Source organism: Streptomyces sp. NPDC057694 (assembly GCF_042799415.1).
Classification (GTDB): domain Bacteria; phylum Actinomycetota; class Actinomycetes; order Streptomycetales; family Streptomycetaceae; genus Streptomyces.
Window position 1 is genome coordinate 234,657 of the sequence record NZ_JBHVIX010000009.1, and the last position, 24,511, is coordinate 259,167.

A 24,511-nucleotide genomic window follows, 5' to 3' on the forward strand; every position below is an offset into this window, starting at 1 on the left:
CGGACATCGGCCCACGGGATACATCCCGTGGGCCGATGTCCGTGCGGTCCCGTCTCCGTACGCTCACCTGTGTGAACGCGACCTCCCGATCCCACAGCGTCGCCGCCTGGTGCGGCCTCGCCCTGTACCCGCTCGCCGTGGCACTGGCGACGGTCGGCTCCTCACGGACGACTCCCGCCGTACGGGCGCTGGGTGTGACGCTCTCGGCAGTGCTGCTGGTGGGCGTGGCCCGGCGCATCCCGTTCCTCGGGCTCGTCGTCGTGCTGCTCGCCCCGCCGGTCGCGGCCGCCGCACAGCAGTCCGGGCGGCCGTTCGGGGAGGACGGGCGGGCCGTGACGCTCCTGGCGTTCCTGGCGGCCGACATCGTCCTCGGCCGGCTGGTGGCGGTGCGCGGGCGCCGCCAGTGGATCAGCGGGATCGTCCTCTCCGTCATCGTGCAGGCGCTCGCCATCGGCTTCTTCGTGGCCCCGGAGAACATGATCGGCGCCGGTGTCGTCGCCGTGCTGGCGCTCCTCGTCGCCTGCATGGTCGGACTGCTCGCGGGGGAGCGCCGCGCACACGCCGACGCGCTGCGCACGCAAGCCGTCTCCGAGGCCGTCACCGCCGAACGGCTGCGCATAGCGCGGGAGTTGCACGACATGGTCTCCCACAGCATCGGCGTCATCGCGATCCAGTCGGGCGTCGCGGCCCGGGTCGTCGAGACCCGCCCCCGCGAGGCGCGCGAGGCCCTGTCGGCGATCGAGGACACCAGCCGGGAGACCCTCGCGGGCCTGCGCCGCACGCTGGTGGCGCTGCGCACGACCGACCCGGACGGCGCGGCGCCGCTCGTCCCGGCCGCCGGGCTCGGGGACCTCGACGCGCTCGCCGCGGCCACGGGCCGGGACGCGGGGGTCCGTGTCGACCTCGTCCGCGCGGGGACCGGGCGGACGCTGCCGCCGGACATCGAGCTGGCCGCCTACCGCATCGTCCAGGAGTCCCTCACCAACGTCGTCAAGCACGCGGGCGTCGACGTCTGCCGGGTCGCCGTCCGCCAGAGCGACGACGCACTGGTCCTGGAGATCACCGACGCGGGCACGGGCGGCTCGGCTACCGTCCCCGGCATGGGGATCACAGGAATGCGGGAGCGGGTGAGCCTGCTGCACGGCGAGTTCGGCGCGGGGCCGGGGCCGGAGGGCGGCTTCCGGGTGACGGCGCGCATACCGCTGCCGGGGGCGGACCGATGACCGTGACCGTCCTCCTCGTCGACGACCAGCCGCTGATCCGCTCCGGGCTGAGCGTCCTGATCGGCGAGACCGACGACCTGGAAGTGGCCGGAGAGGCGGGCGACGGCGCGCGGGCCGTCGAACTGGCCGCGACGCTCAAGCCCGATGTCGTCGTCATGGACCTGCGGATGCCCGGCATGGACGGCATCGAGGCGACCCGGCGGATCATGGCCGGTGACAGCGGCAGCCGGGTCCTCGTCCTGACCACCTTCGACGAGGACGACTACGTGTACGGGGCGCTGCGGGCCGGGGCCGGCGGCTTCGCGGTCAAGGACATGCAGCTGGAGGAGATCCTCGCGGCGGTGCGCGTGGTGGCGGCCGGGGACGCGCTCATCGCCCCCGGGGTGACCCGGCGGCTCATCGCGGACTTCGTGGGACGCCCCGGGCCCGTCGCCGCCCGCGCCCCGCGCTCCGTCCAGGGGGTCACGGAGCGCGAGCGCGAGGTGCTCACCCTGGTCGGGCTCGGCCGCTCGAACCAGGAGATCGCCGACGAACTCTTCATCAGCGTGGCCACGACCAAGTCGCACGTGGCCCGCCTGTTCACCAAACTGGACGCCCGCGACCGGGTCCAACTCGTGATCATCGCCTACGAGTTGGGGCTGGTGACGCCGTCCGGGTGAGGGAACGGCAGCGGCCGGACAGGCGCCCTAGAGCGCCGTCAGAATGCGCGGCCCCGACTCGGTGATCGCCACCGTGTGCTCGGCGTGGGCTGCGCGCGAGCCGTCGTTCGTGCGCAGGGTCCAGCCGTCGGACGCCTCGTGGTAGCCGTCCTTGCCGCCGGCGATCAGCATCGGCTCGATCGCGAGGACCATGCCGTGGCGCAGCGGCATGCCGCGGCCCGGCCGTCCCTCGTTCGGCACGCCCGGGTCCTCGTGCATCTGCCGGCCGATGCCGTGCCCGCCGAAGTCCTGCGGGATGCCGTATCCGGCGCTGCGGCCGACCCGGCCCACGGCGTGCGCGATGTCGCCGATGCGGTTCCCCACGACGGCCGCCTCGATGCCCGCGGCCAGCGCCCGCTCGGCGGTCCCGATGAGCGTCAGGTCCTCCGGACGGGCCCGGCCGACGACGAAGCTGATGGCGGAGTCGCCCGCCCAGCCGTCGAGGAGTGCCCCGCAGTCGATCGAGACCAGGTCGCCGTCGCGCAGCCGGTCGGCGGTCGGGATGCCGTGCACGATCGCGTCGTTCACGGACGCGCAGATCACCGCCGGGAACGGGGTGGTCGCGAAGGAGGGCTGGTAGTCGAGGAAGGGCGAGCCCGCGCCGGCCTTGTCCAGCACCTCGCGCGCCACCTCGTCCAGCTCCAGCAGGCTCACGCCCACGGCGGCGTGGTCCTTCGCGGCGGTCAGGGCCTGGGCCACGACGCGCCCCGCCTCACGCATCGCGTCCATCTGTGTGTCTGTCTTGAGTTCCACCATGCCAATTACTATACCGGTATTTCTATCCGGTACGGAAACCCGGTACAGAAACCCGGTATAGGAATCCGGTATAGGAATCGGATCTCGGGTAGGCTCGTGGCATGGTCCGAACCCCCTTGACCCCAGAAGAGCGCGAGCGCGGCGAGCGGCTCGGCCGGCTGCTGCGCGAGGCGCGGCGCGAGCGCAGCATGACGGAGGTCGCCGCCGGTGCGGGTGTCTCCGTCGAGACGCTGCGCAAGATCGAGACCGGCCGGGCGCCGACCCCGGCGTTCTTCACCATCGCCGCCGTCGCCCGCGAGCTGGGTCTGTCCATGGACGAACTGGTGGTGCGCTGCGCGCTGGTGCTCGTCTGAAAAGTCCGCGTAGCGGCCCCGTAACACGCCGGGTGTTTCCTTCCGGAGCGACAGGCTCCAGGGGGCGCGACGATCGGCGGGGCGCACGTGACGGATACGACGGACGCACGGCAACTGGCTTACCCGTGCGCGGAGTTCGCGGCGTACCTGCGCGGACTCGTGACCCGGATCGACCAGGGGGGTGGCTGGTTCGGCGTCTTCTGGCAGCGTGACCCCGAGGGGCTGCGCGCCTGCCTCGACGGGGCCGAGGTGCCGCCCTGGGACGTGGTCGAGGCGCTGCTCCAGGACCTCGCCGCGCAGTACGGCACGGACCGCGCCGACCACGAGGCCGCCGGGGCCCGCGCCCTGCACCGCGCCGCCGCGCACGCCCACGACGCCGCCCCCGGCGGCCACGACGCGCTGCTCGCCCATCTCGACGCCATGACCCGCGAGCAGCGGCACGCCACCGAGCGCCGCCGCGACCTGGGCCGCCGCCTCGACACCGCCACCACCTACGAGCAGGCCGAGTCCGCCCGCCGGGACCTGGCCTGGGCCCGCGACGACCACGACCGCGCGACGGCACGCATCGCTGAACTCCGTTACCGGGTCGATGAGTTGGAGCGAGGTGAGCCCACTCAGGCGCCGCCGGAGCCGTCGCCCGCACCCGTCGACGACGCCGAGCCCGCCCAGGCCGAGCCCCCCGAAGCCAAGCCCGCCAAAGCCAAGAAGCGCCGCCCCCGGGGCAGCGCACGGTTCGCCGGTCTGGACGTGGAGGCGGAGGACGCGCCCGCCCCCGCCCAGGACGCGCCGCTCGCGCCCCCTACGGCGGCCACCGGCGCCCGCTTCGCCGGAGCGCGGGACGAACCCGCGCCCGCCCGCACCCCGCGTCCCCTCGACGCCGACGCCCACCGGGACGTCACCGCCGCCGTCGACACCCTGCTGAAGCTGCGTGCCGCCGCGCGCAGCGGCGAGGCGCACATCCTCCTCGTGGAAGCCGTGAACTGGCCCGCGGCCCGGCTCCCGCTGCTCGCCGACGCGCTGCACCGGGCCGGGCTCGACGCCGACTGGGCCACGCTGCTGTGGGAGGCCGCGTCGCTGCCCCCGGCCCGGCTGGTCGACGCCGCGGACGCGCTCACCGCGGCGGGCCGCGGCGCCGACGGGCACCAGGTCCTGCGCCAGGGCGTGGGCCGCCCGCCCGAGGTGATCGGGGAGGCCGTCGCCGCTCTCGACGCCGACGGACGGCACCGCGAGGCCCGCATCCTGCTCGACGCCTATGTGCGCACCCGCACCCCCGAGGAGGCGGCCCGCAGCGCCCTGTGCGACCCGGACCGCCTCGTCCCGCTGGTCCTCGACGCGGCCCGCGCCGTCACCGACGAGCGCCGCCGCGACGTGGCGCACGCGCTGCGCGTGGCGGGACACGCCGTCTGAGCCGGATCGAGCCGCGAAACGCTGGCCCGCTCGGCTGAGAAACGAGATCGATCCCGCGGGTTAACGACGATGGTCTTGGCAAGCCTTCCGGGTGGGCTTACGTTCGTCCCTCTACGACCCGGTCTACGGGCGTAGAGGATCAGGCAAAGGAGCGGCTCATGGCCCCTGTCGTACGCGCCGCACTCGTCCAGGCCACCTGGACGGGCGACACCGAATCCATGATCGCCAAACACGAGGAGCACGCCCGCGAGGCGGCCCGGCAGGGCGCGGGGATCATCGGTTTCCAGGAAGTCTTCAACGCCCCCTACTTCTGCCAGGTCCAGGAGGCGGAGCACTACCGCTGGGCCGAACCCGTCCCCGACGGTCCGACCGTGACCCGGATGCGGGAACTCGCCCGCGAGACCGGCATGGTGATCGTGGTCCCGGTCTTCGAGGTCGAGCAGTCCGGCTTCTACTTCAACACCGCCGCCGTGATCGACGCCGACGGCCGATACCTCGGCAAGTACCGCAAGCACCACATCCCGCAGGTCAAGGGCTTCTGGGAGAAGTACTACTTCAAGCCGGGGAACCTGGGCTGGCCGGTCTTCGACACCGCCGTCGGCCGGGTCGGCGTGTACATCTGCTACGACCGCCACTTCCCGGAGGGCTGGCGCCAGTTGGGGCTCAACGGCGCTCAGCTCGTCTACAACCCCTCGGCCACCTCACGAGGACTCTCCGCCTATCTGTGGCAGCTGGAACAGCCCGCCGCGGCCGTCGCCAACGAGTACTTCGTCGCCGCCATCAACCGCGTCGGCGTCGAGAGTTACGGCGACAACGACTTCTACGGCACCTCCTACTTCGTCGACCCGCGCGGACAGCTCGTCGGTGACGCTGCGAGCGACAAGACCGAGGAACTCCTCGTCCGCGACCTGGACCTCGGCCTCATCGACGAGGTGCGCCAGCAGTGGGCGTTCTACCGAGACCGCCGCCCCGACGCCTACGAAGGCCTCGTTCAGCCGTGACCCGAACTCCCGCGCACCCGCCCGAGCCGTGATCGACGAAGGGACGCCGCACCCGTGAACAACACCTCCCTGCACGCCCGCCATCGCGCCGTCCTGCCGGACTGGCTGGCCCTCTACTACGCCGACCCGATCGAGATCACGCACGGCGAGGGCCGCCACGTCTGGGACGCCGAGGGGCGCAAGTACCTCGACTTCTTCGGCGGCATCCTCACCACGATGACCGCGCACGCGCTGCCCGAGGTGACGAAGGCGGTCGCCGAGCAGGCCTCCCGGATCATCCACTCCTCGACCCTCTACCTCAACCGGCCGATGGTCGAACTCGCCGAGCGGATCGCCCAGTTGTCCGGCATCCCCGACGCCCGCGTCTTCTTCACCACGTCCGGCACGGAGGCCAACGACACGGCCCTGATGCTCGCGACCGCGTACCGCCGCTCGAACCAGATCCTGGCGATGCGCAACAGCTACCACGGCCGCTCCTTCTCGACGATCGGCATCACCGGCAACAAGGGCTGGTCGCCGACGAGCCTGTCCCCGCTCCAGACCCTCTACGTCCACGGGGGCGTCCGCAGCCGCGGCCCGTACGCGCACCTGAGCGACGCCGAGTTCACCGACGCCTGCGTCGCCGACCTGCGCGACATGCTCGGCCAGACCCGCGGCGACGTGGCGGCGCTGATCGCCGAGCCGGTTCAGGGCGTCGGCGGGTTCACGTCCCCGCCCGACGGCCTGTACGCCCGGTTCCGCGAGGTCCTGCGGGAGCACGGCGTCCTGTGGATCTCCGACGAGGTGCAGACCGGCTGGGGCCGCACCGGCGACCACTTCTGGGGCTGGCAGGCGCACGGCGAGTCCGGCCCGCCCGACCTGCTCACCTTCGCCAAGGGCATCGGCAACGGCATGTCGATCGGCGGTGTCGTCGCCCGCGCCGACGTCATGAACTGCCTCGACGCCAACTCCATCTCCACCTTCGGCGGCTCCCCGGTCACCATGGCCGCAGGCCTCGCCAACCTCTCCTACCTGCTGGAACACGACCTCCAGGGCAACGCACGCCGGGTCGGCGGCCTCCTCATCGAGCGGCTGCGCGCCATCGCGGCGCACGTCCCCGCCGTACGGGACGTCCGCGGCCGGGGCCTGATGATCGGCATCGAACTGGCCCGGCCCGGCACCGACGAGGCGTCCCCCGAGGCTGCCGCGGCGGTCCTGGAGTCCTGCCGCGAGGCGGGCCTCCTCATCGGCAAGGGCGGCGGCCACAACACCAGCGTCCTGCGCATCGCACCCCCGATGACCCTGACGGTGGCGGAGGCGGAGGAAGGCGCGTCGATCCTGGAAGGGGCGCTGCGGGCCGCCCCGTAAGGGGCGCGGGGAACTGCGCGACCAGCCACGACGAAGCCGCAGACGGCCGGAACGAGAAGCCCCACGGCGAGCAGCCGAGCAACAAGGAGGGAGGCGCCCCCGATGGCCACCGCCACCGAACACGCCCTGTCCGTAAGGCAGATACTCGCCCTGGAACGCATCGCGGCAGGTGAACCCGAGGTGGTCGCGGCAGCCGACCACCTCGACCGCCCCGTCCGCTGGGTCCACGTGGCGGAGGCCGCCGACGTCGGCGTCATGCTCACCGGCGGCGAGATGATCCTCACCACCGGCGTCCTCCTCAAGGGCGACGCGCACACGCAGACCGAGTACATCAAGTCCCTGCACCGCGCGGAGGCCTCGGCCCTGGTCCTCGGACTCGGCCGGGCCTTCCCGTCACCGCCCGAGGACATGCGGCGCGCCGCCGAGCGCTACGGCCTGCCCATGGTCGTCCTGCACCGCCCCTTCCCCTTCGCGGAACTCACCGAGGAGGTCCAATCCCGTCTGGTGCGGCGGAAGTTCGCGGCCGTCAGCCTCTCCGAGGGCATCCGCACCGCCCTCACCGGCCTCATCACGGCGGGCGCCCCGCTCCAGGCCCTGCTCGACGAGGTCGCCGCGCACAGCGCCTGTCCGGTGCTCGTCACCAACCTCGCCCACCGCGTCCTCGCCACCGCCGGGGAGCGGCCCGCCGTCGACGACGTGCTCCGCGACTGGGAGCGGATCGCCCGGCGGCCCGGCGAGATCGACGGCGAGGGCTGGCTCCGCGCCGACCTCGGCGGGCGCGGCGAACGCTGGGGCTCGGTCGTCCTGTGCGGCTACCGCGGCGACGGCGCCACCGGCCGTCTCCTCGCCGACCGCGCCGCCGAGGCCCTCGTCCTGCACCGCATGCTCTCCGGTGCGGGCAGCGCGACCTGGGAGGAGCAGTCCGCGCAGTGCCTGCTGGCCGACCTGATCTCCGGCACGGCCCCGGCCCGCCACTTCCTGCCCCGCGCGAGGGCCGCGGGCCTCCCCGTGAACCGCCGCACCTTCGTCCCCCTCGTCGTCCGCGACCGCACGGCGGCCCAACTCGACCGCGTGGTACGCCTGCTGGGCCTGCCCGCGCTGGTGGCCGAACTCGCCGACGGCGCCACGGCCGTGCTCCTCAGCCTCGCCCGCGACCAGGCCGCCGGGCCTCTCACCGCCCACTTCGCGGCCCGGCTGCACGCCGAGACCGGCGAGCCCGCCGTGATCGCCGCCGGGCCCGACCGCACCACCTGGGACGAGGTGCCGGCGGCCCTCCAGGAGGCACTGCACGTCGCCGACGCCGTCGCCGGAGCGGCGGCGTCGTCCGGGCTGCCCGCCGTCGTCCGCCTCGGCGACGTACGGTTGCGCGGTCTGGTGCGGCTGCTGCGCGACGACCCGCGCGTCCAGTCCTTCGCGGAGCGGGAGCTGGACGGCCTGCTGTACGCGGACGACACCGACGCCCTGCTGCCGGTCCTGCGCACCTACCTCGCCACCGGCCGCAACAAGTCCCGCACCGCCCAGCTCCACCACATGAGCCGCCCCGCCCTCTACCGCCGTCTCGAAGCCATCGAGACGCTCCTCGGCATCGACCTCGACGACTTCGAGCAGGCCGCGTCCGTGCACATCGCTCTCCTCGCGCACGACGCGCAGCAGGCGTGACACGGTGGAACGACACGCGGCGGCGGACGTGACACGGTGCAACTCGGCGGCGGCGCCCCGGCTTCCTATCGTCATGGGCACACCGAGCACCACCGAGCACCCCGCCACGCTGGAGGCCCTGATGAGCCCCGTGATCCGCGCCGCGATCTTCCAGACCGCATGGACCGGCGACAAGGAATCCATGATCAAGGTGCACGAGCAGGCCGTTCGTGACGCCGCCGCGCAGGGCGCCCAGGTCCTGTGCTTCCAGGAACTGTTCTACGGCCCGTACTTCTGCCAGGTGCAGGACCCCGAGTTCTACGCCTACGCCGAGGCCATCCCCGAAGGGCCCATCGTGCGCCGCTTCCAGGAGCTGGCCCGCGAGCACGGCATCGTCCTCGTCCTGCCCATGTACGAGGAGGAGCAGCCGGGTGTCCTCTACAACACCGCCGCCGTCATCGACGCCGACGGCAGCTATCTCGGCAAGTACCGCAAGACGCACATCCCGCAGGTGAAGGGCTTCTGGGAGAAGTTCTACTTCCGCCCGGGCAACAGCGGCTGGCCCGTCTTCGACACCGCCGTCGGCAAGATCGGCGTCTACATCTGCTACGACCGGCACTTCCCCGAGGGCTGGCGCGCGCTCGGCCTCGAAGGCGCCCAGATCGTCTTCAACCCCTCGGCCACCTCGCGCGGCCTGTCCCGCTACCTGTGGCAGCTGGAGCAGCCGGCGGCGGCCGTCGCCAACGAGTACTTCGTCGGCGCCATCAACCGTGTGGGCGTCGAGGAGTACGGCGACAACGACTTCTACGGAACGTCCTACTTCGTCGACCCCGAGGGCCAGTTCGTCGGTGAGGTCGCCGACGACAAGGCGCCCGAACTCGTCGTCCGCGACCTCGACATCGCCAAGCTCCGCGAGGTCCGCGACCGCTGGCAGTTCTACCGGGACCGCGCCCCGCAGGCGTACGAGCCCCTGACCCGCCCGTAGCAGTTCCCGCACGTCCCTGGAGGAGAGCATGAGCGCCGTCCGTACCGTCATCCGCGGTGGTCTCGTCGTCACCGCCGCCGACGAGATGCACGCCGACGTCCTCGTCGAGGACGGCCGCGTCGTGGCCCTCGCGGCCAGCGGCAGCGACACCGCCGCGTCCTGGACGGACGCGCGCACCATCGACGCGAGCCAGAAATACGTCATCCCGGGCGGCGTCGACGCGCACACCCACATGGAGATGCCGTTCGGCGGCACGTTCGCCGCGGACACCTTCGAGACGGGGACGCGGGCCGCCGCCTGGGGCGGCACCACCACCATCGTCGACTTCGCGATCCAGTCCAAGGGCCGCAGCCTGCGCGAGGGCCTCGACAGCTGGTACGCGAAGGCCGACGGCCAGTGCGCCGTCGACTACGGCTTCCACATGATCGTCTCCGACGTGAACGACGACACGCTGAAGGAGATGGACCTGCTGGTGGGGGAGGGCGTCACCTCCTTCAAGCAGTTCATGGCCTACCCGGGCGTCTTCTACAGCGACGACGGCCAGATCCTGCGGGCCATGCAGCGCGCGGGCGAGAACGGCGGGCTGATCATGATGCACGCCGAGAACGGCATCGCGATCGACGTCCTCGTCGAGCAGGCCCTCGCCCGCGGCGAGACCGACCCGCGCTTCCACGGCGAGGTCAGGAAGGCGCTCCTGGAGGCCGAGGCGACGCACCGCGCGATCAAGCTGGCGCAGGTGGCGGGGGCACCGCTGTACGTCGTCCACGTCTCGGCGCAGGAAGCGCTCGCCGAGCTGGCGCGCGCCCGCGACGAGGGCCTGAACGTCTTCGGCGAGACCTGTCCGCAGTACCTGTTCCTGTCCACCGACAATCTCGCCGAGCCCGACTTCGAGGGCGCCAAGTACGTGTGCAGCACCCCGTTGCGGCCCAAGGACCACCAGGCGGCGCTCTGGCGCGGCCTGCGCACCAACGACCTCCAGGTGGTGTCCACCGACCACTGCCCGTTCTGCTTCACCGGCCAGAAGGAGCTGGGCCGCGGCGACTTCTCGAAGATCCCGAACGGCATGCCGGGCGTCGAGAACCGGATGGACCTGCTGCACCAGGCGGTCGTCGACGGGCACATCTCGCGCCGCCGCTGGATCGAGATCGCCTGCGCCACACCGGCCCGGATGTTCGGCCTGTACCCGAAGAAGGGCACCATCGCGCCGGGCGCGGACGCCGACATCGTCATCTACGACCCGCACGCCGAGCAGACGGTCAGCGCCGAGACGCACCACATGAACGTCGACTACTCCGCGTACGAGGGCAAGCGGCTGACCGGCCGCGTGGAGACGGTCCTCTCGCGCGGCGAACCCGTCATCACGGAGCGGGAGTTCACGGGCCGCGCCGGACACGGCACGTACACCCCGCGCTCCACCTGTCAGTACCTGAACTGAGCAAGTGAGGGATCACATCATGGACTTCGGACTCGTTCTGCAGACCGACCCGCCGGCCTCCGGGGTGGTGGAGCTGATGAAGCGGGCGGAGGGCGCCGGGTTCACGTACGGGTGGACGTTCGACTCGTGCGTGCTCTGGCAGGAGCCGTTCGTCATCTACAGCCGGATCCTCGCCGAGACGCAGCGGCTGATCGTCGGCCCGATGGTGACCAACCCGGGCACCCGCACCTGGGAGGTCACGGCCTCCACGTTCGCGACCCTCAACGACATGTACGGCAACCGGACGGTGTGCGGCATCGGGCGCGGCGACTCCGCGATGCGCGTCGCGGGCCGCACCCCGAACACCCTCGCGCGGATCAGCGGCGCGATGAAGGTGATCCGCGCGCTCGCCCGGGGCGACGAGGCCGACCTCGGCGGCGGCTCCGTCGTGCAGTTCCCGTGGGTGCGCCCCGGCGCCGAACTACCCGTGTGGATGGCCGCGTACGGGCCGAAGGCGCTGAAGATGACCGGCGAGGAGGCCGACGGCTTCATCCTGCAACTCGCCGACCCGTTCCTCACGGAGTGGATGGTGAAAGCGGTGCGGGACGCGGCGGTCGCCGCGGGGCGCGACCCGGCGGACGTCAAGATCTGTGTGGCGGCGCCCGCCTACGTCACCGACGACGACTCGCCCGAGGCCCTCGCCCACGCCCGCGAGCAGTGCCGCTGGTTCGGCGGCATGGTCGGCAACCACGTCGCCGACCTGGTCTCCAAGTACGGCGCGCACTCCGGCATGGTGCCGGACGAGCTGACGGAGTACATCAAGGCCCGCGAGGGCTACGACTACGCGCACCACGGGCGCTCCGGCAACCCCGACACCCAGTTCGTGCCGGACGAGATCGTCGACCGGTTCTGTCTGATCGGACCGGTGTCCGCGCACATCGAGAAGCTGCGCGCGCTGCGGGAACTGGGCGTCGACCAGTTCGCGCTGTACGCGATGCACGACGCGAAGGAGCAGGCGATCGACGCGTACGGGCAGGACATCATCCCCACGCTGACCGCATGACAGCCCACGTTCCCTTACCCCCACGCGCACGACCGGCTTGTGCCGCAACCTCCCCACACAGCACGGCAGTTCACGGCTTCCGCACGGCCGCAACCCCTCGTTCACCTCCCTAGAACGGACTGCCTCATGACCGACATAGCCCCACCACCGCAGCCCGCGGTGGAACTGTCCGCCGACGCCTATCCGGTCGGCAGCCGGTACGCCAACGACGATCTGCGCCCGGTGCCGCTCGCCGAGCGCCGCTGGACGACGTACAACTTCGTGGCCCTGTGGATCGGCATGGCCCACTGCATCCCGTCCTGGACGCTCGCCTCGGGCCTGGTGGCGCTCGGCATGGACTGGAAGCAGGCGGTGCTGACCATCGCGCTCGCCAACGTCATCGTGCTGCTGCCGATGCTGCTGACCGGGCACGCGGGGCCCAAGTACGGCATCCCCTTCCCGGTGCTCGCGCGGGCGTCGTTCGGGGTGCGGGGCGCGAATCTGCCGGCCATGGTGCGGGCGGCGGTGGCCTGCTGCTGGTTCGGCATCCAGACGTGGATCGGCGGCCAGGGCATCTTCGTGCTCCTCGGCAAGCTGTTCGGCGGCTGGGCGGACGCGGGGAAGATCGGCGGCTACCCGTGGACGCTGTGGCTGTGCTTCGTCATCTTCTGGGTCCTCGAACTGGCCATCATCTACCGGGGGATGGACACCCTGCGCCGCTTCGAGAACTGGGCGGCGCCGTTCGTCCTCGTCGGCGCGCTGGTGCTGCTGATCTGGATCGCGAACAAGGCGGGCGGGTTCGGTCCGCTGCTGCACGAGCCGTCGAAGGTCGGCTGGGGCCCGGACTTCTGGAAGGTCTTCTTCCCCGGCCTGATGGGCATGATCGGCTTCTGGTCCACGCTGTCGCTGAACATCCCCGACTTCACGCGGTTCGGGAAGGGGCAGAGAGCGCAGGTCCTCGGGCAGACGCTGGGTCTTCCCACGACCATGACCCTCTTCGCGCTGATGTCGGTGCTGGTGACGGCCGGTTCCGAGAAGGTGTACGGCGTCGCCATCTGGGACCCGGTCGAGCTGGCCGGCAAGACCGACAACGTCTTCGGGCTGCTGTTCGCGCTCATCACGGTCTTCGTGGCGACGATCTCGGTCAATATCGCCGCGAACGTCGTCTCGCCCGCGTACGACCTCGCGAACCTCGCGCCGAAGGTCATCAACTTCCGTACGGGCGCGATCATCACCGGCATCGTGGGTGTGCTGGTGATGCCGTGGAAGCTGACCTCGACGCCCGAGCTGTACATCTTCACCTGGCTCGGCGTGGTCGGCGGGCTGCTCGGGACGGTCGCGGGCATCCTCATCGCGGACTACTGGATCGTGCGCAGGACCGTGCTGCACCTGCACGACCTGTATGTGGAGGGCGGCCGGTACTGGTACTCCGGCGGCTGGAACTGGCGGGCCGTCGTCGCCTTCGCGGTGGGCGGTGTGCTGGCCGTCGGCGGGTCGTACTCGACGCTGGACGCGCAGGGGAACAAGGCCGGGCCGTTCCCGGTCGACGGCATCATCCCGTTCCTCAAACCGCTCGCCGACTACGGGTGGGCCGTGGGGCTCGGGGCGTCGCTGATCGTCTACCTCGCGCTGATGGCCGGAGCGCCGCAGCGGGCCGCCCGGGTGTGACCTGACGCACAACCGGCCTGGCCCCGTCGCGGTCGCGGGGGAGTCGGACCGGTGTCGTCGGGCGGGCCGCGCAGAGGGCCCAAAACCTGTGCGCCGCAGGCAATTTGACGGAGCGCGGGAGGCCGGTACGGGCCTCCCGCGCTCCGCGTGCCCGGCGCGGACGGCCGCCGTCGGACAGACGCCCGACCGCGCGCACTGTCCGATATCTGAGATCCGCGTCCCGATTCTTGTTGACTTCCTCCGGGGCGCTGGGTCATATTCCTCGGCATGTCACGCAGCGCCGTCACCCTTGAGCAAGCCGCCATTGAGCTGGCTCTCATCGGTGTGACCTCGCACTGCGTCTCCGACGTTCACTGTTGCTGACGCTCGCCCGAGCGCGCGAAATCTCCTCGCAGGCGCGGCAGCTTCCCTCATCCCGGTCGGCGGATCCACTCTGTCCGGCCGTCCCTGTGTGATCGCTCTCGCCGCCGCCTGCGCGCAACGTCCCCGCATGCAGCACTTCGAGAGGTCACCTCCCATGCGTCAACCGTCCGTCATGTCGCGCCGTCTCACCGCGGCCCTGGCCGTGTCCCTGCTCGCCGTGGGCGCCGCCGCTTGCGGTCCCCAGGACAGCAAGGCCGACAAGGGAGGCGGCTCCGGCGCGGCCGGGACGCCCAAGAAGGGCGGCACGCTCACCGTCCTCAACAGCACTCCGCAGGAGGACTTCGACCCCGCGCGGCTCTACACCTCGGGCGGCGGCAACGTCCCCTCCCTCGTCTTCCGTACGCTCACCACGCGCAACCGCGAGGACGGCGCGGCCGGCGCCAAGGTCGTGCCCGACCTGGCGACCGACCTGGGCACGCCCAGCAAGAACGCCACCGTGTGGACGTACCACCTCAAGGACGGGCTGAAGTACGAGGACGGCACGAAGATCACCAGTGCCGACATCAAGTACGGCATCGAAAGATCCTTCGCCGCCGAGCTGTCCGGCGGCGCGCCCTACCTGCGGGACTGGCTGATCGGCGGCGCCGACTACGAGGGCCCGTACAAGGACAAGAAGGGCCTCGACTCGATCGGGACGCCCGACGAGAAGACGATCGTCTTCCATCTGAACAAGTCCGAGGGCGAGTTCCCCTACCTCGCCACGCAGACCCAGACGACCCCGGTCCCCAAGGCCAAGGACACCGGCACCAAGTACGAGGAGCACCCCGTCTCCTCGGGCCCGTACAAGGTCGTCAAGAACGAGGGCGACGGCGAGCGGCTCGTCCTGGAGCGCAACACGTACTGGTCGGCCGCCACCGACGAGGAGCGCAAGGCCTACCCCGACACGATCGACGTCCGCTCCGGTCTCGACTCCGCCGTCATCAACCAGCGGCTCTCCGCCTCGCGCGGTGCCGACGCCGCCGCCGTCACCACCGACACCAACCTCGGGCCCGCCGAACTCGCCAAGGTCAGCGGCGACAAGGACCTCGCCGCCCGCGTCGGCACCGGCCACTTCGGCTACACCAACTACCTCGCCTTCAACCCGAAGGTGAAGCCGTTCGACAACCCGAAGGTGCGGCAGGCCGTCGCGTACGCGATCGACCGGTCGTCCGTGGTGAACGCGGCCGGCGGCTCGTCCCTCGCCGAGCCCGCCACCACCTTCCTGCCCGACCAGAAGTCCTTCGGGTACACGGCCTACGACCACTTCCCGGCCGGGAAGACGGGCAACGCAGCCAAGGCCAGGCAACTGCTGAAGGAAGCCGGTTACCCGAAGGGCCTGACCGTCACCCTCACGCACTCCAACGCCAAGAACTTCTCCACCAGCCCGGAGATCGCCACCGCCGTCCAGGAGGCGCTGAAGAAGGCGGGCATCACCGTCAAGCTGCAGGGCCTGGAGGACACCGACTACTCCGACACGATCTACAACGTGAAGAAGGAGCCCGGCTTCTTCCTCAGCGCCTGGGGAGCCGACTGGCCGTCCGGCGGCCCGTTCTTCGCGCCGATCTTCGACGGGCGGCAGATCGTCAAGAACGGCTACAACTTCAACTCCGCCCAGCTGAACGACTCCTCGGTCAACAAGGAGATCGACGAGATCAACCAGCTGACCGACCTGAAGGCCGCCGCCCAGCGCTGGGGTGCGCTCGACAAGAAGGTCGGTGAGCAGGCCCTGACCGTGCCGCTGTTCCACCCGGTCTACAAGCGCCTGTACGGCTCGGCCGTCAAGAACGTCGTCATCAGCGACTGGACCGGTGTGCTCGACATCTCGCAGGCAGCGGTCAAGTAGCCATGGCCGAAGCACTTCTCACGGAAGTGGACACGTCCGAGGGGGCGGGGGCGGTTGACGCCCCCGCCCCCGGGGGCCGTCCCTTCTGGCGGCGGCTGCGCGCCGACCGCGCCGCCCTCGTCGCCGCCGCGATCGTCGCCCTCCTCGTCGTCATTGCGCTCGCCGCGCCGCTGCTCAGCGCCCTCGAAGGGCAGAACCCGACCACGTTCCACCCCGCCCTCGTCGACTCCGCCACCGGCGGCGTGCCGATCGGATCGTTCGGCGGGATCAGCGGCGACCACTGGCTCGGCGTCGAACCCCTCACCGGACGCGACCTGTTCGCCCGCGTCGTGTACGGGGCCCGGGTCTCGCTCGGCGTCGCGCTCGCCGCGACCCTGCTCCAGGTCGCCATCGGCACCGGCATCGGCCTCGCGGCCGGGCTCGGCAACCGGTACGTCGACCAGGCCCTCAGCCGCGTCACCGACGTCGTGGTCGCGCTGCCCGTCATGGTCATCGCACTCGGCGCGCTCGCCGTCGTTCCCGCCGCCTTCCCGCGCCCCGTGCTGATCGCCGTGGTCGTCGGGCTCATCGGCTGGTCCGGCATCTCCAAGATCGTCCGGGCGCAGACGCTGTCCCTCAAGTCCCGCGACCACGTCGCCGCCGCGCGGCTCAGCGGCTGGAACTCCTGGCAGATCGCCCGGCGCGAACTGCTGCCCGCGCTCGGCGCGCCCGTCATCACGTACGCGGTCCTGCTCTTCCCGTCGAACATCGTCGTCGAGGCCGCCCTGTCGTTCCTCGGCGTCGGCATCAAACCGCCCACGCCGTCCTGGGGACAGATGCTCAGCGACGCCGACACCTGGTACCAGGCCGCGCCCACCTATCTGCTGATCCCCGCCGTGCTGCTCTTCGTGACCGTGCTCGCGCTGACCGTCCTCGGCGAGGGCGTCCGCACGGCGCTCGACCCGCGCGCCAAGTCCCGGCTGCGGATCGGCACCGGCCGCAAGAAGGAGGCACGGGCATGACGGGATTCCTCATCCGGCGCGCGGCGGGCGCGGTGTTCGTGCTCTTCGCGCTGAGCGTCGTCGTCTACGCGGCCTTCTACGTGGCCCCGGGCGACGTCGCCCAGATCGCCTGCGGACCGCGCTGCTCACCCGCCCAAGTGGCGCAGGTCAGCGCGCAGTTGCACCTCGGCGACCCGCTGTACCTCCAGTACGCGCACTTCGTGGAGGCGCTGTTCGCGGGCCGCGACTACTCGACCGGCACCGGTGTGCTGCACTGCCAGGCGCCGTGCCTCGGCCTGTCGTACCAGAGCGACCAGCAGGTCACCGAGCTGATCCTCGCCAAGCTCCCCGCCACCGCCTCGCTCGTCCTCGGCGGCGCCGTGCTGTGGATCCTGCTCGGCGTCGGCACCGGCATCCTCTCGGTGTGGCGGCGCGGCCGCCCGGCCGAGCGGATCCTCACCTGGATCACCCTGGCCGGCATGGCCACCCCGGTCTTCGTCATCGGCCTGCTGCTCATCATCGTCCTGGTCACGGCCCTGCAGATCCTGCCTTTCCCGGACTACGTGCCGTTCACCGACGACCCCGAACAGTGGGCCTGGAACCTGCTGCTGCCCTGGGTCTCGCTGGCGCTGGTCTCCGCGGCCCCGTACGCCCGCATGACGCGCGCCGCGATGCTGGAGACCCTCGCCGAGGACCATGTGCGTACCTTCCGCGCGTACGGCGTCGGTGAACGGACGCTGGTCCGCCGGCACGCGCTGCGCGGCGCGCTCGCCCCGGTGATCGCGCTCGGCGCCCTCGACGTCGGCGCGATGTTCGGCGGCGCCGTCCTCACCGAGTCCCTCTTCGGGATCCCGGGGATCTGCCGGGAACTCGTCGACGCCGTCAAGACCGTGGACCTTCCGGTCGTCGTCGGTCTGGTGCTCGTCACCGGATTCTTCGTCGTCCTCGCCAACGCCGTCGCCGATGTCCTCCAGGCGCTGGCCGACCGACGGGTGGTGCTCGCATGAGCCTCGTCTCAGTCACCGACCTCTCCATCTCCTTCGGCGACGTACGGGCCGTGGACCACCTGTCGTTCTCCCTCGAAGCCGGCGGCGCACTCGCGGTCGTCGGCGAGTCGGGCTCCGGGAAGAGCGCATCGGCGTACGCCCTGCTGGGCCTGCACCGGGGGACCGGCGCCCGGGTCACCGGGTCCGTCGAGGTCGCCGGTGTCGACGTCAACGCCGCCGACGACACGCGGCTACGGGCCCTGCGGGGCGCCACGGCCGCGATGGTCTTCCAGGACCCGCTGTCCTCACTGGACCCGTACTACGCGGTCGGCGACCAGATCGCCCAGGTGTACCGGGTCCACCACCGGGTCTCCCGGCGGGCGGCACGGGCCCGGGCCGTGGAGGTCCTCGACCGGGTGCGGATCCCCGACGCGGCGCGCCGCGCCCGGTCCAGGCCGCACGAGTTCTCCGGCGGCATGCGGCAGCGGGCCCTGATCGCGATGGCCCTCGCCTGCGAACCCCAGCTGCTCATCGCCGACGAACCGACGACCGCCCTCGACGTCACCGTCCAGGCCCAGATCCTGGACCTGCTGCACCAGCTGCGCCAGGAGACCGGCATGGGCCTGCTCCTGGTCACGCACGACGTGGGGGTCGCCGCCGAGTCGGTCGACGACGTGCTCGTCATGCAGGCGGGGCGGGCGGTCGAGCGGGGACCGGTGCGCGAGATCCTCGGCTCCCCGCGCGAGCCGTACACCCGGGCACTGCTGTCGGCGGTCCCGCGGATCCCCGACGGCGACGCGCTGCGGGACGAGCGGCCGGCGTCATCCGGCGACACGGGGGAGCCGCTCGGGGACAAGGGGCAGCCGCTCGTCGAAGCGACCGGCATCCGGCAGGTGTTCGGCAAGGGCAGGTCCGCCCACGCCGCCGTCGACGGAGTCTCGCTCAGCGTCCACCGCGGCGAGACGCTCGGCATCGTCGGGGAGAGCGGCAGCGGCAAGACCACCCTCGGCCGGATCCTCGTCGGACTGCTCGACCCCACCTCCGGCGACCTCACCCGCCGCGCCAAGGTCCAGATGGTCTTCCAGGACCCCGTCTCCTCGCTCAACCCGCGCCGCTCGATCGGCGAGTCGGTCGCCGACCCGCTCCGGGCGGGCGGACAGCGCGACGAGACGGCGATCCGGGCCCGGGTGGCCGATCTGCTGCGCCGGGTCGGTCTCGACCCCGGCCACTACGACCGCTACCCGCACGAGTTCAGCGGCGGGCAGCGCCAGCGCGTCGGCATCGCCCGCGCGCTCGCCGCCGAGCCGGACCTCATCGTCTGCGACGAGGCCGTGTCCGCCCTCGACGTGACCACCCAGGCCCAAGTCACTACGCTGCTGGCGCAGTTGCAGCGGGAGCTCGGTCTTGCCCTCGTCTTCATCGCGCACGACCTCGCCGTCGTACGGCAGGTCAGCGACCGGGTCGCCGTGATGCGCCGGGGCCGGATCGTCGAGGAGGGACCGGTGGAGCAGGTCTACGCCCACCCCCGGGACACGTACACCAAGACCCTCCTCGCGGCCGTCCCCGCGCTCGACCCCGACCGGGCCGCCGCGCGACGGACGGTGCGCGCGGAGCTGGAGGCGGTCTGAGACGGCGCGGCACCCGGACGCACCCGGCGCAGCCGTTACTCCTTGCGCCCGACCCCGCCGAACATCGCCACCTCGGCGGGCTCGGCGCCGGCCGTGTTCTCAGGGCGCCAGCGCGAGCAGGACAGGACGCCCGGCTCCAGCAGTTCGAGACCGTCGAAGAAGCGGGTGACCTGCTCGGGGGTGCGCTGGTTCAGCTTCGGCGTGCCGTTCGCGTTCCAGAACGCCACGGCCTCGTCGACGTCCGGCATGTCCGGCCGGGTGACGGTGTGCGAGAGCACCAGATGGCTGCCCGCGGGCAGCGCGTCGACAAGACGGCGGACCAGCCCGTACGGGTCCTCGTCGTCGCCGACGAAGATGACCACGCCCAGCAGGATCAGCGCCACCGGCTGGGTGAAGTCCAGCGTCTTGGCGGCGATGTCGAGTATCTCGTCGACGTTGCGCAGGTCGGCGTCGATGTAGTCGGTGCTGCCCTCGGGTGAGCTGGTGAGCAGCGCCTGCGCGTGGCGCAGCACCAGCGGGTCGTTGTCCACGTAGACGACCCGCGCCTCGGGCGCGATCCGCTGGGCGACCTCATGGGTGTTGTCCGCGGTCGGCAGGCCGGTGCCTATGTCGAGGAACTGGCGTATGCCCCTGTCCGCTGTGAGGTGCCGGACCGCGCGGCCCAGGAAGGCGCGGTCGGCCTGGGCGTAGTCGACGATGCCAGGGTGCAGAGCGCGGATCTGCCGGCCCGCCTCTTCGTCGACGGGGTAGTTGTCCTTGCCGCCCAGCCAGTAGTTCCAGATCCGGGCCGTGTGCGGCCGGCTGGTGTCGATCCGCTCGCTGATGCTGTCCTGGTGCGCGTCGCTGCTGGTCACAGCCCCGCCCTTCTGGTCGCCGATCGTCGTCTGGCGCACACTTTAATGGTGGACCGTGTCAACGGGCCTTGGCGGCTTCCACGTTGGCGGCATCAGTACACGTCGCGGACGTACCGCTTGTCGGCCGCGAGCTGCTTCACGTACGCCGCCGCCCCCGCCTCGTCGAGGCCGCCGTGCGCCACGGCGATGTCGCGCAGCGCCCGGTCGACGTCCTTGGCCATGCGCGAGGCGTCGCCGCAGACGTAGAACCGGGCGCCGTCCCGCAGCCAGGACCACAACTGCGGTCCGTGCTCCCGCATTCGGTCCTGTACGTACACCTTGGCGCGCTGATCGCGGGAGAACGCCGTGTCCAGGCGGGTGAGGGTGCCGTCGGCGAGGTGCTCGGCCAGCTCCTGCTCGTAGTAGAAGTCGGTGGCGCGGTGCTGCTCGCCGAAGAAGAGCCAGTTGGGTCCCCGGTGGCCGAGCAGCCGCCGCTGGTCGAGGAAGCCCATGAAGGGGGCCACTCCGGTGCCGGGGCCGACCATCACCATCGGGGTCGCGGAGTCGGCCGGCGGGCGGAACGCCGGGGCCGCCCTGACCTGGACCGGGACCGCGGTGCCCGGTGCGGCGTCGGCGAGGAACGGGGAGCACACCCCTTGCCGCGGCTGCCCGTCGGCGTTCTCGTAGCGCACGACGGAGACCGTCAGCGAGACGAGGCCCGGGTCGGCGAGCGGGCTCGACGAGATGGAGTACAGGCGGGGCTGAAGGCGCCCGAGGACCTTGGCCCACTCCTGGGCGTCGGCCTTCACCGCGTGCTCGGCGACGACATCGACGGCCTGCCGGCCCCACGCCCACTTGGCCAGTCCGTCCTTGTTGTCCGGGCGCAGGAGCCTCTTCAACTCCCTTGGATCGCGGGCCCGTTCGGTGACGAAGCGCAGCAGGTCCGGGGTGATCCGGGTGATGTCCAGGTGGCGCAGCAGAGCCTCGTCGAGCGGGACGGGACCGATGTCCTTCAGGGTGACCTCGGTGTGTGCGGTGAGCGCGGTGGCGTCGAGCCACTGCGCCACGAGGCCGGGGGAGTTGAGCGGTTGGACGCCGAGCGCGTCCCCGGCCTCGTACGCGAACGGGGTCTCGCCGTCCCGGGTGTCGAAGGTGAACCGGCGCACCTCCTTGCCCGAACCGGGTCCGCTCAGCAGCCGGTTGCCGGTGAGCCGCGCGGCGACCCGGGCGGGCCTGCTCCGCCGGGGCGCGGGAGGCTTCGCGACGGCCGGCTGCGGCGCGGCGGGCTCGGGGGTGGTGGACAGCGCGGTGAGGACATGGTCGAGCCAGGCGTGCGCCGAGTCCTCGTAGTCGGGCTCGCAGTCCGTGCGCGGCGCGAGCGGCAACGCCCCGAGCTCGCCGAGGCGTTGGTCGAGGCGGCGGCCGTGCCCGCAGAAGTCGTCGTAGGAGGAGTCGCCGAGGGCGAGCACGGCGTAGCGGCGGCCCTCCAGGCGCGGGACGTCGGGCGCCGCGAGTGTCTCCCACAGTCCGGCGCCGTTGTCCGGCGCGTCGCCGTCGCCGAAGGTGCTGGTGATCAGGAGCAGATCGGCGCCGGCCGGCAGCGTGCCGAGGTCGGCCTGGTCCATGCCGACGACGGAGACGGCGTGCCCGGCAGCGGTGAGCCGGCGCTCGGTGACGCCCGCGAACTCCTCGGCGTTCCCGGTCTGCGACGCCCACAGGACGACGATCTGCTGACGGGACAGGGACACCGGCGCGGCGGGCTCGGGGGCACGGGAGTACATCCCGGCGAGCACTCCGTTCACCCACAGCGCGTGCTCGGGGCTGAACGGCGCCGACGACGGCAGCACCGGCACCCCCGGCGTCCCGGCCGGGATGCCCGCGAGGAAGCCCACCAGGTACTGCCGCTCCTGCGCGGAGAGCACGGGAGGCGGTGCGGCCTCCAGGCCGAACGGCCCCACGGCGGCGGCCGCTTCGGGCTGCGGTTCCGGCCGCACGGGGACGGCCGCCGCCACCTTCGTGAGCGACACCGCGCACACCTTGAACTCCGGCTGGAAGGACAGCGGGTCGACGGCGTCGTTGGTGACGGCGTTGACGCTCAGGTACTCGCCGAACAGGTCGTTCCAGTGGAACGGCGCGAAGCAGCACCCCTGCCGTACGCGATCGGTGACGACCGCGGGGAGCACCGCCCTTCCGCGCCGTGAGGCGACCTCCACCGGATCGCCGTCACGCACGTCCAGCAACTCGGCGTCCACCGGGTGCAGTTCGACGAACGGACCGGGATCGAGCTTGTTGAGCTTGGCGACCTTCGCCGTCTTGGTGAGCGTGTGCCACTGGTGCTGGAGCCGCCCGGTGTTCAGCGTGAACGGGTAGTCGTCGTCCGGCATCTCGGCCGCCGGTATGTGCGGCCTGGCGTGGAAGACGGCGCGTCCGCTCGCCGTCGGGAACGTCGGCACGCCGCCCTCGTCGACATAGCGGATCGGATTGCGGTCGGGCCCCTCCTCGTGCGCGGCGGGCCACTGCACGGGCGTCGCGCGCAGCCGCTCGTAGCTCACCCCGCGCAGGTCCCAGCCCGTCGCCGGGTTCCAGGCCCGCTTGATCTCCTCGAAGATCTCCTCGGCGCTCGTGTACGAGAACCCGTCCGAGTACCCCATCTCCCGGGCGACGGCCGCGATCAGCTCCCAGTCCGCCCGCGCCTCGCCGGGCGGATCGGCGGCGGGCCGGGCGAGGGTGAGATTGCGCTCGCTGTTGATCAGGACGCCCTCGGCCTCCGTCCACAGGGCGCCGGGCAGCACCACGTCGGCGTACGCGTTCGTCTCCGTTTCGGCGAAGACGTCCTGGGCGACGACGAACTCGGCGGCCTCTAGGCCCTCGATGACCGTGCGGCGGTTGGCGACGGACGCCACCGGGTTGGTGCAGATGATCCAGCACGCCTTGATGTCGCCGTCGGCCATCTTCCGGAACATCTCCACGGTGCCCCGGCCGACCCCGTCGGCCCGCAGCGTGCCCCGGTCGAGCTGCCACAGGTCCTCGACGAACTCCCTTTCTGCGTCGACGAGTACGGACCGCTGGCCCGGCAGCCCCGGCCCCATGTAGCCCATTTCGCGGCCGCCCATCGCGTTGGGCTGTCCGGTCAGTGAGAACGGCCCGCTGCCCGGGCGGCAGATCGCGCCCGTCGCCAGATGAAGATTGATCAGCGCGTTGGTGTTCCAGGTGCCGTGCGTCGACTGGTTGAGGCCCATCGTCCAGCAACTGGTCCACTCGCCCGCCTCGCCGATCAGCCGGGCCGCCGTGCGCAGGTCGTCCTCGGCGAGCCCGGTGACCTCGGCGACGGCGGCGGGGGAGTAGTCGGCGAGGAACGGCACCAGTGCGTCCCAGCCCTCGGTGTGCCGGGCGATGAACTCCGGGTCCGTGTGGCCGTTCTCGTACAGCAGGTGGAGCAGGCCGTTGAGCAGCGCCAGGTCCGTGCCCGGCCGGATCTGGAGGAAGAGATCGGCCTTCGCGGCGGTCGCGGTGCGCCGCGGATCGACGACGATCAGCTTGGCGCCCGCCTTCACCCGCTCCATCATCCGCAGGAACAGGATCGGATGGCAGTCGGCCATGTTGGAGCCGATGACGAGGAAGGCGTCCGCGCGGTCGAGATCCTGGTACGAGCCCGGCGGCCCGTCCGCGCCGAGCGACAGCTTGTAGCCGGTGCCCGCGCTGGCCATGCACAGCCGTGAGTTGGACTCGATCTGGTTCGTGCGCACGAATCCCTTGGCGAGCTTGTTCGCCAAGTACTGTGCTTCCAGGCTGAGTTGGCCAGATACGTAGAAGGCGATGGCGTCGGGGCCGTGCGTGTCGACGATGCCGCGCAGCCTGCGCGCCGTCTCGCGCACCGCGGTGTCCACGGAGGCGGGCGCCTGCGCGGCGTCGCGCGCGGGGCGCATCAGCGCGGTCGTGAGGCGGCCGGGGGCGGCGAGCAGATCGGCGGTCGTCGCGCCCTTCGTGCACAGCCGCCCGAAGTTCGCCGGGTGCTCCTTGTCGCCGGACGCCTTCAGGACCGTACGGCGGCCGTCCGCGCCGACTTTGATGTCGAGGACGAGACCGCAGCCCACACCGCAGTACGAGCACACCGTCCGCACCTGCTCCGCACTGCTCTCCCGCGAGTCCGGCGCGGCCACAGGCACCCCGCCCCTTCATGATCGTTCCACGCCGATCCGCTCGGCCGTGCTCGATCCGACCGTATGAAGAGTCCGTTACGCGGCTGTCTCCTGTGCCGGTCGACAGGGGTTACGCGGTACGCACAGGCGGGAGGAGGGCGGCGTGAG

The 24,511-nt window shown here is 71.7% G+C and carries 19 protein-coding genes; 16 read left to right on the forward strand and 3 right to left on the reverse strand.

Annotated elements, in window-relative coordinates:
* Positions 1-71: 71 nt before the first annotated feature.
* Together ACFVDP_RS21820 and ACFVDP_RS21825 are read left to right on the forward strand one after the other, a co-directional pair.
* Positions 72-1,223, forward strand: coding sequence for a sensor histidine kinase (locus ACFVDP_RS21820; RefSeq protein ID WP_383491866.1), 1,152 nt, complete (start codon positions 72-74; stop codon positions 1,221-1,223).
* Positions 1,220-1,882 carry a response regulator gene (locus ACFVDP_RS21825; protein WP_383491868.1) on the forward strand — a complete coding sequence of 221 codons (663 nt, stop codon included), beginning with the start codon at positions 1,220-1,222 and terminating at the stop codon, positions 1,880-1,882. The genes ACFVDP_RS21820 and ACFVDP_RS21825 overlap by 4 nt, the downstream gene beginning before the upstream one ends.
* 27 nt (positions 1,883-1,909) lie before the next feature.
* Here ACFVDP_RS21825 and map read toward each other — a convergent pair whose 3' ends face one another.
* A complete protein-coding gene (gene map, locus ACFVDP_RS21830) occupies positions 1,910-2,677 on the reverse strand; it encodes a type I methionyl aminopeptidase (RefSeq protein ID WP_383491870.1) in 768 nt (255 codons plus the stop codon).
* Between the two features lie 101 nt (positions 2,678-2,778).
* Here map and ACFVDP_RS21835 point away from each other — a divergent pair, with 101 nt between their 5' ends.
* The 14 genes from ACFVDP_RS21835 (at position 2,779) to ACFVDP_RS21900 (ending at position 19,371) form a co-directional block, all read left to right on the forward strand.
* A complete protein-coding gene (locus ACFVDP_RS21835; protein ID WP_383491872.1) occupies positions 2,779-3,030 on the forward strand; it encodes a helix-turn-helix domain-containing protein in 252 nt (83 codons plus the stop codon).
* Between the two features lie 87 nt (positions 3,031-3,117).
* Positions 3,118-4,437 carry a hypothetical protein gene (locus tag ACFVDP_RS21840; RefSeq protein ID WP_383491874.1) on the forward strand — a complete coding sequence of 440 codons (1,320 nt, stop codon included), beginning with the start codon at positions 3,118-3,120 and terminating at the stop codon, positions 4,435-4,437.
* A 158-nt stretch (positions 4,438-4,595) separates the two neighbouring features.
* A complete protein-coding gene (locus ACFVDP_RS21845; RefSeq protein WP_383491876.1) occupies positions 4,596-5,438 on the forward strand; it encodes a nitrilase-related carbon-nitrogen hydrolase in 843 nt (280 codons plus the stop codon).
* A gap of 54 nt (positions 5,439-5,492) precedes the next feature.
* Positions 5,493-6,785, forward strand: a complete 1,293-nt coding sequence (locus ACFVDP_RS21850) for an aspartate aminotransferase family protein (protein ID WP_383491878.1) — start codon at positions 5,493-5,495, stop codon at positions 6,783-6,785.
* A gap of 102 nt (positions 6,786-6,887) precedes the next feature.
* The gene (locus tag ACFVDP_RS21855; RefSeq protein WP_383491879.1) at positions 6,888-8,444 is read left to right on the forward strand and encodes a PucR family transcriptional regulator; all 1,557 of its coding nucleotides are present in this window, start codon (positions 6,888-6,890) and stop codon (positions 8,442-8,444) included.
* A gap of 121 nt (positions 8,445-8,565) precedes the next feature.
* Positions 8,566-9,408, forward strand: a complete 843-nt coding sequence (locus tag ACFVDP_RS21860) for a nitrilase-related carbon-nitrogen hydrolase (protein WP_361553461.1) — start codon at positions 8,566-8,568, stop codon at positions 9,406-9,408.
* A 28-nt stretch (positions 9,409-9,436) separates the two neighbouring features.
* Complete coding sequence (hydA, locus tag ACFVDP_RS21865; protein WP_383491881.1) at positions 9,437-10,843, forward strand: dihydropyrimidinase; 1,407 nt, start codon at positions 9,437-9,439, stop codon at positions 10,841-10,843.
* A gap of 19 nt (positions 10,844-10,862) precedes the next feature.
* Positions 10,863-11,885: a TIGR03842 family LLM class F420-dependent oxidoreductase gene (locus tag ACFVDP_RS21870; RefSeq protein WP_383491883.1), complete on the forward strand. Its 1,023-nt coding sequence runs from the start codon at positions 10,863-10,865 to the stop codon at positions 11,883-11,885.
* 126 nt (positions 11,886-12,011) lie between these two features.
* Complete coding sequence (locus ACFVDP_RS21875) at positions 12,012-13,532, forward strand: NCS1 family nucleobase:cation symporter-1 (RefSeq protein WP_383491884.1); 1,521 nt, start codon at positions 12,012-12,014, stop codon at positions 13,530-13,532.
* 267 nt (positions 13,533-13,799) lie between these two features.
* Positions 13,800-13,895 (forward strand): Ms4533A family Cys-rich leader peptide, encoded by a 96-nt coding sequence (locus tag ACFVDP_RS21880; protein ID WP_383491886.1) that lies wholly within the window; start codon positions 13,800-13,802, stop codon positions 13,893-13,895.
* A 154-nt stretch (positions 13,896-14,049) separates the two neighbouring features.
* Positions 14,050-15,777, forward strand: coding sequence for an ABC transporter substrate-binding protein (locus ACFVDP_RS21885; RefSeq protein ID WP_383491888.1), 1,728 nt, complete (start codon positions 14,050-14,052; stop codon positions 15,775-15,777).
* Positions 15,778-15,779: 2 nt separating this feature from the next.
* Positions 15,780-16,778 (forward strand): ABC transporter permease, encoded by a 999-nt coding sequence (locus tag ACFVDP_RS21890; RefSeq protein ID WP_383491890.1) that lies wholly within the window; start codon positions 15,780-15,782, stop codon positions 16,776-16,778.
* On the forward strand, positions 16,775-17,764 hold the full coding sequence (locus tag ACFVDP_RS21895) for an ABC transporter permease (RefSeq protein ID WP_383491892.1): 990 nt from the start codon (positions 16,775-16,777) through the stop codon (positions 17,762-17,764). The genes ACFVDP_RS21890 and ACFVDP_RS21895 overlap by 4 nt, the downstream gene beginning before the upstream one ends.
* Positions 17,761-19,371 carry a dipeptide ABC transporter ATP-binding protein gene (locus ACFVDP_RS21900; RefSeq protein WP_383491894.1) on the forward strand — a complete coding sequence of 537 codons (1,611 nt, stop codon included), beginning with the start codon at positions 17,761-17,763 and terminating at the stop codon, positions 19,369-19,371. The genes ACFVDP_RS21895 and ACFVDP_RS21900 overlap by 4 nt, the downstream gene beginning before the upstream one ends.
* A gap of 35 nt (positions 19,372-19,406) precedes the next feature.
* On the opposite strand, the gene ACFVDP_RS21905 is transcribed toward ACFVDP_RS21900, so the two are convergent.
* Entirely contained in the window at positions 19,407-20,225 is an 819-nt protein-coding gene (locus tag ACFVDP_RS21905) for an SAM-dependent methyltransferase (RefSeq protein WP_383491975.1), read from the reverse strand.
* A 92-nt stretch (positions 20,226-20,317) separates the two neighbouring features.
* Entirely contained in the window at positions 20,318-24,364 is a 4,047-nt protein-coding gene (locus ACFVDP_RS21910) for a molybdopterin-dependent oxidoreductase (RefSeq protein WP_383491896.1), read from the reverse strand.
* Between the last annotated feature and the right edge of the window lie 147 nt (positions 24,365-24,511).

Coding starts and splice junctions, on each gene's coding strand:
- ACFVDP_RS21895 (WP_383491892.1), top strand. CDS start 16,775: ATGACGGGATTCCTCATCCGGCGCGCGGCGGGCGCGGTGTTCGTGCTC.
- ACFVDP_RS21855 (WP_383491879.1), top strand. CDS start 6,888: ATGGCCACCGCCACCGAACACGCCCTGTCCGTAAGGCAGATACTCGCC.
- ACFVDP_RS21860 (WP_361553461.1), top strand. CDS start 8,566: ATGAGCCCCGTGATCCGCGCCGCGATCTTCCAGACCGCATGGACCGGC.
- hydA (WP_383491881.1), top strand. CDS start 9,437: ATGAGCGCCGTCCGTACCGTCATCCGCGGTGGTCTCGTCGTCACCGCC.
- ACFVDP_RS21880 (WP_383491886.1), top strand. CDS start 13,800: ATGTCACGCAGCGCCGTCACCCTTGAGCAAGCCGCCATTGAGCTGGCT.
- ACFVDP_RS21885 (WP_383491888.1), top strand. CDS start 14,050: ATGCGTCAACCGTCCGTCATGTCGCGCCGTCTCACCGCGGCCCTGGCC.
- ACFVDP_RS21900 (WP_383491894.1), top strand. CDS start 17,761: ATGAGCCTCGTCTCAGTCACCGACCTCTCCATCTCCTTCGGCGACGTA.
- ACFVDP_RS21835 (WP_383491872.1), top strand. CDS start 2,779: ATGGTCCGAACCCCCTTGACCCCAGAAGAGCGCGAGCGCGGCGAGCGG.
- ACFVDP_RS21875 (WP_383491884.1), top strand. CDS start 12,012: ATGACCGACATAGCCCCACCACCGCAGCCCGCGGTGGAACTGTCCGCC.
- ACFVDP_RS21845 (WP_383491876.1), top strand. CDS start 4,596: ATGGCCCCTGTCGTACGCGCCGCACTCGTCCAGGCCACCTGGACGGGC.
- map (WP_383491870.1), bottom strand. CDS start 2,677: ATGGTGGAACTCAAGACAGACACACAGATGGACGCGATGCGTGAGGCG.
- ACFVDP_RS21890 (WP_383491890.1), top strand. CDS start 15,780: ATGGCCGAAGCACTTCTCACGGAAGTGGACACGTCCGAGGGGGCGGGG.
- ACFVDP_RS21825 (WP_383491868.1), top strand. CDS start 1,220: ATGACCGTGACCGTCCTCCTCGTCGACGACCAGCCGCTGATCCGCTCC.
- ACFVDP_RS21870 (WP_383491883.1), top strand. CDS start 10,863: ATGGACTTCGGACTCGTTCTGCAGACCGACCCGCCGGCCTCCGGGGTG.